Consider the following 9,157-nt stretch of genomic DNA (forward strand, 5'->3'; position numbering starts at 1 on the left):
CTGCCGCGCCGCCTGCGAGATATTGCCGTGCGTGCTCTGCAGCGCCTGCTCGATGGCGGCGCTGGATATCTGCTCCAGGCTCATCGCAGCGGGCGGCACGCGGATCTGCGAGCAGCCCGCTGCTCGGGTCGTCGGCGCGGCCCGTTCCGTCGTGAGGGCCTGCGCCAGATCGTCGGGCAGGTGTTCCCAGTCCACCGTGTCCTCATGCTCCCGGAGCATGGCGCAGGCGGTGCGCAGCGCGCTGGCGTATTGGCGCAGGTTGCCGGGCCAGTCATGCGCGGCCAGGCGTGCGAGCAGGCCGGGGGCGATGTCCAGCGGCCGCGCCCGCGCGAGTTCGCGCGCCTGCTCGGCGAGCAGCCGCCCGGTGATCGCCAGGAAGTCGGTACGCTCGCGCAGCGCGGGCAATTGCAGCGTCAGGCCGTTGATGCGGTAGTACAGGTCCTGGCGGAACCGCCCCTGGCCCGCGGCGAGCTGCAGTGGGCTATGCGTGGCGCAGATCAGCGAGAAATCCACGGCGATCGCCTTGCCCGCGCCCACCGGCGTCACCCGGCGCTCCTGCAGCACGCGCAACAGGCGCGTCTGCATGGCCAGCGGCATGTCGCCGATCTCGTCGAGGAACAGCGTGCCGCCGTGCGCCTCGCGCAGGCGGCCGGTGCTGCCTTCTTTGCGCGCTCCGGTGAATGCGCCGGCGACATAGCCGAAGAGTTCCGCCTCGATGAGGCTTTCGGGAATCGCGCCGCAATTGACGGCCACGAACGGCCCCTGCGCGCGCGGGCCGCTGGCGTGCACGGCCCGTGCGAACAGGTCCTTGCCGACGCCCGATTCGCCAAGGATCAGCAGCGGGATCGGCTTGTCCGCCACCCGCCTGGCCTTGTCGGCGGCAGCCCGCCAGCGCGCGTCGCCCGTCTCCAGCCGGGCCAGCGCGTCCTGGGGCGCGGCGCTGGCGCTCCCATCGGGCCCGGGTGCGGCAGAGGACACGGCAGTGGGGGCGGCGCGTGCGCCGGGCGCGGGCCAGAGGGCGCTGTCCAGCCATATCCGGGCGAACACCAGCGCGCCGCTGGCCAGCCGCAGCGCCTGCGGCTGGCGCGGTCTGCGGCGGTGTTCCGACAGCAGTTGTTCGAGCCGCACGTCGAGCACCCGCTCCAGCAGGGTAGCGCCCAGGTCGCCCGTGCGCAGGCCGAGCAGCGCCAGCCCCGCCCGGTTGGCGCCGACGATCCAGCCGTCCCCCGAAACCGTGACGATGCCTTCGGCGATGCCGCCCAGGCCCTCCGGGTGAGCGTGCAGATGCAGCCGGATGCCGCCACGCTCGCTGGTGGCGATGAGCAGGCTGTTCTCGATCATGCGCGCGGCCGTGCTCACCAGGCCCAGCGTGTGCGCGTGTCCGTTGCGGCTGTCGCCTGATATGTCGAGGATGCCCTGCAGCTCCCCGGTCCCCGAGAAAATGGGCGCGGCCGCGCAGGTGAGGAAGCCGTTGCGCTCCAGGAAATGCTCGCCGCCGTGCACCTCGACCGGGCCGCGCTCGGCCAGCGCCGTGCCGATGGCGTTCGTGCCCCGGTGGTCCTCGTGCCAGGACGCGCCGCTCGTGAGCGCCACGCGCTCGGCCTTGTCGACGAACTGCGGATCGCCCAGCGTGTGCATGAGCATTCCGCGCTGGTCGGCCAGCACCACCACGCTCTGGCTGTGGCGCACCTGCTCGAACAGGTATTCCATCACGGGCCGGGAATGCGCGAGCAACAGCGGATGGCTTGACAGCGCCTGGCGCAGCGCGCCGCCGCTGGCATGTTCCGCCGCATGCGGGCGGGCCGTGGGATCGAGCCCCGCCGCCAGGCTGCGCGACCAGGAACGGGCCACGCGCTCGTCAAGCACGCCGCTGGGGCACTGACCATATTCCAGCAAATGCTGGCGCGCTTGTCGCAAGGCGAGGGGTTGATGGCGGAAATGCACGCTGCTGTCTCCTGCGCAGGCCTCTGCCGGCCCGTTTCGGCACAGTATGGCCCGCCCGCGGCGAGCGTGGCAAGCGATGTCCGGAGTTGCGTGGGGCGACTGTTCCATATTGAGACACCTGTCGCATTCCGGAGCGGCCACGCGGACAGTCCGGGTGTCCGCGCGGATGCGCCATCGCCGGTAAAAGCCAATGGAATCAGCCGGTTGCGCGCGAGGCCCGGGCTGGCACGCGTCTTGATTGGAGGGCTGGACATCGGCGCCGCAGGGGTGTCCGGTGCACAGGCAACCCCCTATCAGGAGACACGACAGATGACGGTTTATGCAGCCCCCGGCGCGCAAGGCGCGAAGATCGCCTACAAGCCCCGCTACGACAACTTCATTGGCGGTAAATTCGTGCCGCCTGTCAAAGGCCAGTATTTCGACGTGGTCACGCCGGTGACGGGCAAGGTCTATACCCAGGCCGCGCGCTCCACCGCGGAGGACATCGAGCTGGCTCTCGATGCCGCGCATGCCGCGGCGGATGCATGGGGCAAGACCGATGTCGCCACGCGCTCCAACATCCTGCTGAAGATCGCCGACCGCATCGAGGCGAACCTCGAACTGCTCGCCTACGCGGAGACGGTGGACAACGGCAAGGCGATCCGCGAGACGCTCAATGCCGACATTCCGCTGACGGTGGACCATTTCCGCTATTTCGCGGGTTGCCTGCGCGCGCAGGAAGGCGCGATCAGCGAGATCGACGAGAACACCGTCGCCTACCACCTGCACGAGCCGCTCGGCGTGGTGGGGCAGATCATTCCCTGGAACTTTCCGATCCTGATGGCCGCGTGGAAACTCGCGCCGGCGCTGGGCGCGGGCAACGCGGTGGTGCTCAAGCCCGCAGAGAGCACGCCCGTCAGCATTCTGGTGCTGGCCGAGCTGATCGCCGATCTGCTGCCGCCGGGCGTGCTCAACATCGTCAACGGCTTCGGCCGCGAGGCCGGCATGCCGCTGGCGCAGAGCAAGCGCATCGCCAAGATCGCCTTCACCGGCTCGACCAGCACCGGCCGCGTGATCGCGCAGGCGGCGGCCAACAACCTGATTCCCGCCACGCTGGAGCTGGGCGGCAAGTCGCCCAACATCTTCTTCGCCGACGTGATGGACAAGGACGACGCCTTCCTCGACAAGGCCATCGAAGGCCTGGTGCTGTTCGCCTTCAACCAGGGCGAGGTCTGCACCTGCCCGAGCCGTGCGCTGATCCAGGAGAGCATCTACGACCGCTTCATGGAGCGGGTGCTCAAGCGGGTGGCCGCGATCAAGCATGCCAATCCGCTGGACACCGACAGCATGATGGGAGCGCAGGCCAGCAAGGAGCAGCTCACCAAGATCCTCTCCTACCTCGACCTGGGCAAGCAGGAGGGCGCCGAGGTGCTCATCGGCGGCGCCCAGGCGGACCTTGGCGGCGACCTTGCGGGCGGCTACTACGTGCAGCCGACGCTGTTCAAGGGCCACAACAAGATGCGCATCTTCCAGGAGGAAATCTTCGGGCCGGTGCTGGCCGTGACCACGTTCAAGGACGAGGCGCAGGCGCTGGAGATCGCCAACGACACGCTGTACGGCCTGGGCGCGGGCGTGTGGAGCCGCAATGGCAACGTGGCCTATCGCATGGGCCGCGCGATCAAGGCGGGCCGCGTGTGGACCAACTGCTACCACGCCTACCCCGCGCACGCGGCCTTCGGCGGCTACAAGGAGTCCGGCATCGGGCGCGAGACGCACAAGATGATGCTGAACCACTACCAGCAGACCAAGAACCTGCTGGTGAGCTACAGCGAGAACAAGCTCGGGTTCTTCTGATCCAGGAGCGCCGCGCAGGCGCTGCAAACGGCGCTCCGGGAGGCACGGCATCCCGGTGGGGCAGGCTCCGGAGCGCGGCCCGTCATGACGCAGGAGTGCTCACATGGTCGAGAAAGTCATCGCAACGCCCGCGGCGCTGGAGCTGATCGAGGAGCTGAAGACGCAATACGGCCCCGAGCTGATGTTCCATCAGTCCGGCGGCTGCTGCGACAACAGCGCCGCCAATTGCTATCTGCCCGGCGAGATCACCATGGGCGCGGGCGACGTGTACCTGGGCGAGATCGGCGGCTGCTCCTTCTACATCGGCCGCGCGCAGTATGAATACTGGAAGCACACGCAGCTCATCATCGACGTGATCGAAGGCCATGGCGGCACCCTCTCCCTGGAGGGGCCCACCGGCAAGGCGTTCCACACGCGCTCGCGCGTCTTCACCGAAGAAGAACTGGCCGAGCTGGGTATCGAGCGCCCGGCAGGGGCTGGATAGGGGCTGCCGCCATGGGCCGCTACGACAGCCGCCGGCGCCGCGCGAAGCGCACCACCGTCACGCCCGCGCGCGCCTGGCGCGTCGAGGGCATGACGAGCACGCAGTCGTCGTAGGGCGTGACGACCGGCTCGCCGTCGTTGTCGCCAATGACGGTGCCCGCCTTCGCGATCACCTCCAGGCCGGTGAACGGCTCCGTGAAGGTGAAACGCCCGCTTCGGGCAACGACCGGGCCGGTCACCTCCAGCGCCCATTGGCGCGGCGCGTCGGCCAGGCGCCATCCGGCCAGCCGCGCGTGCAGCGCCGCGCGATCCGCGATTGCGGCGGCTTCGAGAAAGCGCGCGCAGATGTCCTGGGCCACGGCGCGGCTTTGCGGATCGCCATGGAAGCCGCATTCGATGAGCAGCGTGCGCGAGTCGCCCGCCTGCGCGTCGGGGAGGCCGAAGCGGCCATAGTCGCGCATGCGCGTGCCGTCCTTGTGGCCGGCGTCGATCACGATGTGCTCGGGCGCGCCCATCTGCCTGGCAAGCTCCAGGTTGCGCGGCTGCACGCCGGTGAGCAGCAGCGGCGCCGAGGGCTCGTGCATCGAGTGCAGGTCGAGCACCCAGTCCGCCTTCTGGATGAAGGGGCGCAACTGCGCGGCGCGGCGGCGCTCCTGGGTGTCGCCCGCGTCGATACGCTCGTCGCTCCACTGGCGGTTCATGTCCTGGTCCACGAAGCGCGAGGCGTCGTGGTTGCCGGGGTCGAACCTGTCGAACGCGGCAAGATTGCAGAACGCGAGCGTGAGCGTGCCGTTGTCGGGCCTGAGGCCGGATTCGAGCAGGCCCTTGAGCGCCCATGCGCCGCACAGCTCATTGCCGTGGATGAGCGCGCTGATCAGCACATGGCGTCCGGGCCGGCCGGAGTCGAAATGCCAGACGCCTTCGGTGCCGGTGTTGCCCGCGCGCCATGCGCCGATGTCGGGAGCGGGGAGTTCGAATGTCAGGGAAGTCGGGGAATCCATTGCGCGTTCTTCGTTCTTTCTCGCTTGTTCGATCACTCTTCGATCCTGGCGAACTGCACGATCTTGGTGTACTTGGCGATTTCATCCTTCAGGAACCGGTTCATGTCCACATCGGGTGATGCGACGCCGGAGCCCGCCGCTGCCATCTTCTGGCGGAAGTCCGGCGACGCCAGCGTTTCGCCCAGCGCCTTCTTGAGCTTGGCCGCGATCGGCTGGGGCAGGTGGGCCGGCGCCATCAGCGCGAACCAGGAGGTGATGTCCACGTTCTTGAACTGCGGGAATTCGGCGAGCGCCGGGATGTCGGGCGTTGCCTGGGCGCGCCGGGCCTCGGTCGTGCCCAGGGCGATCACCTTGCCCGCCCTGATGTGCGGAAGGCCGCTGGAGAGCACGAATACGCCGAACTCCAGGTTGTTGCCGATGAGGTCGTTGGTGAGCGGAGCCACGCCGCGATAGGGAATGTGCGTCATGAACAGCCCGCCCTGCTCCTTGACCATCTCGCCGGCCAGATGCAGCGCGGTACCCACGCCCGAGCTGCCGTAGCTGAACTTGCCGGGGTTCTTCTTGACGAGCCGGGTGAACTCGTCCGCATTCTTCACGCCGGACTTGGGAGACGCCACCAGCACCATGGGCTGGGAGCCGATCAGGCCGATGGGCGTGAAATTGTCCACGCCATACTTCACGTTCCTGGTGACCAGCTTGGCGATCGCCAGCTCATTGTTGGCGCCGACCAGCAGCGTATAGCCGTCGGGAGCGGCGCTTGCGACTTTCTGCGCGCCGATCGTGCCGCCGGCTCCGCCCAGGTTCTCGATCACCACCGGCTGGCCAAGGCGGTTGGAGAGTTCGACGCCCACCAGGCGGCCCATCAGATCGGTACTGCCGCCCGGCGGATAGCCCACGACGATGGTGATGGGCTTGGCTGGATAAGCGGACGCATCGTCGGCATGTGCCGGCAGGCATGCCGCTGCGAGCAGCGACAGGCCGCATGCCAGGGCCGCGGTGCGGCGGGAAATGGCGCAGGAGGTAGGGGTGGGGCGGTGCATGACGTCGTCTTCCGTTGTGTTATGTGTGCAGCGGATTTTGCGCAGGCGCAGCCGACATGTTTGTGCTGATTCGGCACGAACGGGTGCCAATTATGGCGAAATGTCATCGCCGGGAACGTTGCGCGAAAATGATCCGCCGCGGGCCGCCAGCTCCGACCACATGGCCTCGGCGAAGGGCGAGAGCCTGCGCTTGGGCCGGTACACGCGCACGTCGAAGCGGATGTCCATGCGCGCGTCACCGGCGCGCGCCAGCCGCCCGGCCTGGACGTCGGCATGGGCGAGCGACCACGGAAGCCATGACATGCCCAGCCCCTTGAGCACGTATTCATGTTGCGCGTCGGGCGAATCGCACTCCACCAGGCGCTGCAGGCGCGGCGCGGCGGGATGGTGCGCGAGGTGATCCTCCACCAGCCGCCCGAGCGCGAGGTTGCGCGCATAGGCCACGTAGGGCGTGGGCACGGCGGACTTGCCGCCGAACGCGTGGCGCGGCCTGCCGCACGAGAGCGCCTGCGACAGCGGCACCAGCCTGTCGGAGCCGAGCGTGACGTGCGTGTACTGGCGCGCGTCCAGCGGGACGACCAGCGCCGAATGGTGGAACAGCACCGAGAAATCCGCATCGCCTTGCTGCAGCATCTGCACGGTCTCGGCGAGCGAGGCGGTACGGATATGCAGTTCGCCGTCGGCGAGCATGGCGCGCACCCGCAGCAGCCAGTCGGCCACGACGGTGCGCGCCAGCGTACGGCCGGTGGCGAGCGTGACCGTGCGCGCATGGCGGCCCGCGATCGTCTGCAATTCCTCGTGCGACTGCGACAGGTTGCGCGTGAGCTGCTCGGCGGTTTCCAGGAACGCCTCGCCTGCGGGTGTGAGCCGCACCGGGCCGCTGCCGGGCTCGATCAGCGGCGTGCCGGCCCAGGCCTCGAGCGAGCGGATGCGGCGTCCGAACGCCGGATGCGTCACATGGCGCAGCTCGGCCGCGCGGGTATAGCTGCGCTCCTTGGCCAGCGAGATGAAGTCTTCCAGCCATTTGAGCTGCATGGCTGGCGCCCTCCGGTCAGGGACGGGCCGCGTTGAGCGTGTCGCGCGTGGCGGCCGCTGCCTTGCGGGCCGCGGCGGCGAAGTCCTCGCCCGAGGATGCGTAGAGAATCGCCCGCGAGGAGTTCACAGCGATCAGGCCGTTCTCGCGCAGGCCCGCGCGCACGGTGGCAACGGCGTCGCCGCCCTGTGCGCCCACGCCGGGGATCAGCAGCGGTACCGTGGGTGCGAGCTCGCGCACGCGTTCGATTTCAGCGGGGTAGGTGGCGCCGACGACGAGGCCGAGCTGTCCGTTGGTGTTCCACGGGCCTTGCGCGAGCCGCGCCACGTGCTCGTAGAGCAGCGGCTGGCCCTCCACGCTCGCCAGGCGCTGCGCCTGCAGATCGTTGCCGCCGGGGTTGGACGTGCGGCACAGCAGGAACGCGCCCTTGCCCTCGTATTGAAGATAGGGAGCGACCGAGTCGAAGCCCATGAAGGGCGAGAGCGTGACGGCGTCCGCGCCATAGCGCTCGAAGGCTTCCCGGGCATACTGCTCGGCCGTGGATCCGATGTCGCCGCGCTTGGCGTCCAGGATCACCGGCACGTGCGGCGCGTTGCGGCGCATGTGCTCCATCAGGCGTTCGAGCTGGGCTTCCGCGCCGTGGGCGGCGAAGTAGGCGATCTGCGGCTTGAACGAATTCGCCAGATCGGCCGTGGCATCGACGATGGCCGCACAGAAATCGTAGATCTTCCGCGCATCGCCCCGCATGTCATGCGGAAAGCGGCCGGGTTCGGGGTCCAGGCCGACGCACAGCAGGGATTGGTTTTGCGCCGTCGCGTTGCGCAGCATTTCTGTGAAAGTCATGCGAGGGATTTTAAGTGCCCCGGCAAACTTGTTCGTTGGCAGGCACAATCGTCGGCTATGCCTTCGTTTTCCCGCCGCCAGCTGGTGCTGCTGGTCCTGCTCACGTTGATATGGGGCCTGAACTGGCCCGTGATGAAGCAGGCCATCGCGCACTTTCCCCCGCTTACCTTCCGCGCGCTGTCCCTGGTGCTGGCGCTTCCGATCATCGGCCTGGTGGTGCGCTACCAGAAGGCGTCGTTCAGGGTGCCGCGCTCGTTCTGGCCGACGCTGGTGCTGCTGGCCATCCCGAACATGGTGCTCTGGCACAGCATGATGATTCTGGCGATTCCGAACCTCTCGAGCGGACGCGCGGCGATCCTGGCCTACACCATGCCGATCTTCTCGGCGGTATTCGGCATGGTGTTCTTCCGCGACCGCCTGCCCGCGCGCGCCTGGCTTGGCGTGCTGGCGGCGGCGGTCGGCGTGCTGCTGCTGCTCTGGCATGAACTGGCAGCGCTGGGCAGCCGTCCCCTGGGCGTGGGCCTGATGCTGATGTCCGCCGCGAGCTGGGCGATGGGAACCCAGCTTCTGCGGCGCACGCAGATCCCGGTGCCGCTGATCACGCTGTCGTTCTGGATGGTGGCGATCGGCTGCGCGGTGCTGGTGGCGCTGGCGGCCATCTTCGAATCCGGCCAGCTCCGCGTGCCCACGGGGGCGGCGCTCTTCGGCATGCTGTACAACGGATTCCTGGCGCTGGGCTTTGCGCAGATCACCTGGTTCTTCCTGGCGCGCAACCTGCCGCCCGTGGCGTCCACCCTCAGCGTGATGCTGATTCCGGTCATCGGCCTGTTCAGCGGATCGATGTGGCTCGGCGAGGAACTGCACTGGCAGGACTGGACGGCCATCGTGCTGATGATGGTCGCCATCGCCTCCGTGCTCTGGCCGTCCAGAAAGAGCTAGGACGGATCCCTGCTGCGCGCGGTCCGCTGCTGCCCCCGAGG

At 68.5% G+C, this 9,157-nt stretch carries 8 protein-coding genes; 3 read left to right on the forward strand and 5 right to left on the reverse strand.

Features of this window, described 5'->3' with window-relative positions:
* The coding region (locus tag ABWP92_RS14715; RefSeq protein ID WP_502907549.1) for a sigma-54-dependent Fis family transcriptional regulator at positions 1–1,944 on the reverse strand (1,944 nt) is incomplete at its 3' end.
* A gap of 309 nt (positions 1,945–2,253) precedes the next feature.
* On the opposite strand from ABWP92_RS14715, the gene adh reads away from it, so the two are divergent.
* Together adh and ABWP92_RS14725 are read left to right on the forward strand one after the other, a co-directional pair.
* A complete protein-coding gene (gene adh, locus ABWP92_RS14720) occupies positions 2,254–3,777 on the forward strand; it encodes an aldehyde dehydrogenase (RefSeq protein ID WP_353236146.1) in 1,524 nt (507 codons plus the stop codon).
* Between the two features lie 103 nt (positions 3,778–3,880).
* Positions 3,881–4,261, forward strand: coding sequence for a DUF779 domain-containing protein (locus ABWP92_RS14725; protein ID WP_353236147.1), 381 nt, complete (start codon positions 3,881–3,883; stop codon positions 4,259–4,261).
* 19 nt (positions 4,262–4,280) lie between these two features.
* Here ABWP92_RS14725 and ABWP92_RS14730 read toward each other — a convergent pair whose 3' ends face one another.
* The 4 genes from ABWP92_RS14730 to pyrF all read right to left on the reverse strand — a co-directional run bounded on the left by ABWP92_RS14730 (position 4,281) and on the right by pyrF (position 8,177).
* Positions 4,281–5,261, reverse strand: coding sequence for a M14 family metallopeptidase (locus ABWP92_RS14730; protein WP_353236148.1), 981 nt, complete (start codon positions 5,259–5,261; stop codon positions 4,281–4,283).
* A 32-nt stretch (positions 5,262–5,293) separates the two neighbouring features.
* Positions 5,294–6,301 (reverse strand): Bug family tripartite tricarboxylate transporter substrate binding protein, encoded by a 1,008-nt coding sequence (locus ABWP92_RS14735; protein WP_353236149.1) that lies wholly within the window; start codon positions 6,299–6,301, stop codon positions 5,294–5,296.
* Between the two features lie 90 nt (positions 6,302–6,391).
* Positions 6,392–7,336, reverse strand: coding sequence for a LysR family transcriptional regulator (locus tag ABWP92_RS14740; protein ID WP_353236150.1), 945 nt, complete (start codon positions 7,334–7,336; stop codon positions 6,392–6,394).
* Between the two features lie 16 nt (positions 7,337–7,352).
* Positions 7,353–8,177 (reverse strand): orotidine-5'-phosphate decarboxylase, encoded by an 825-nt coding sequence (pyrF, locus tag ABWP92_RS14745; protein WP_353236151.1) that lies wholly within the window; start codon positions 8,175–8,177, stop codon positions 7,353–7,355.
* A 57-nt stretch (positions 8,178–8,234) separates the two neighbouring features.
* Here pyrF and ABWP92_RS14750 point away from each other — a divergent pair, with 57 nt between their 5' ends.
* Positions 8,235–9,116 (forward strand): DMT family transporter, encoded by an 882-nt coding sequence (locus tag ABWP92_RS14750; protein WP_353236152.1) that lies wholly within the window; start codon positions 8,235–8,237, stop codon positions 9,114–9,116.
* Positions 9,117–9,157 lie beyond the last annotated feature (41 nt).

It is taken from the genome of Diaphorobacter ruginosibacter (assembly GCF_040396215.1).
Classification (GTDB): Bacteria; Pseudomonadota; Gammaproteobacteria; order Burkholderiales; family Burkholderiaceae_C; genus Diaphorobacter_A; species Diaphorobacter_A ruginosibacter_A.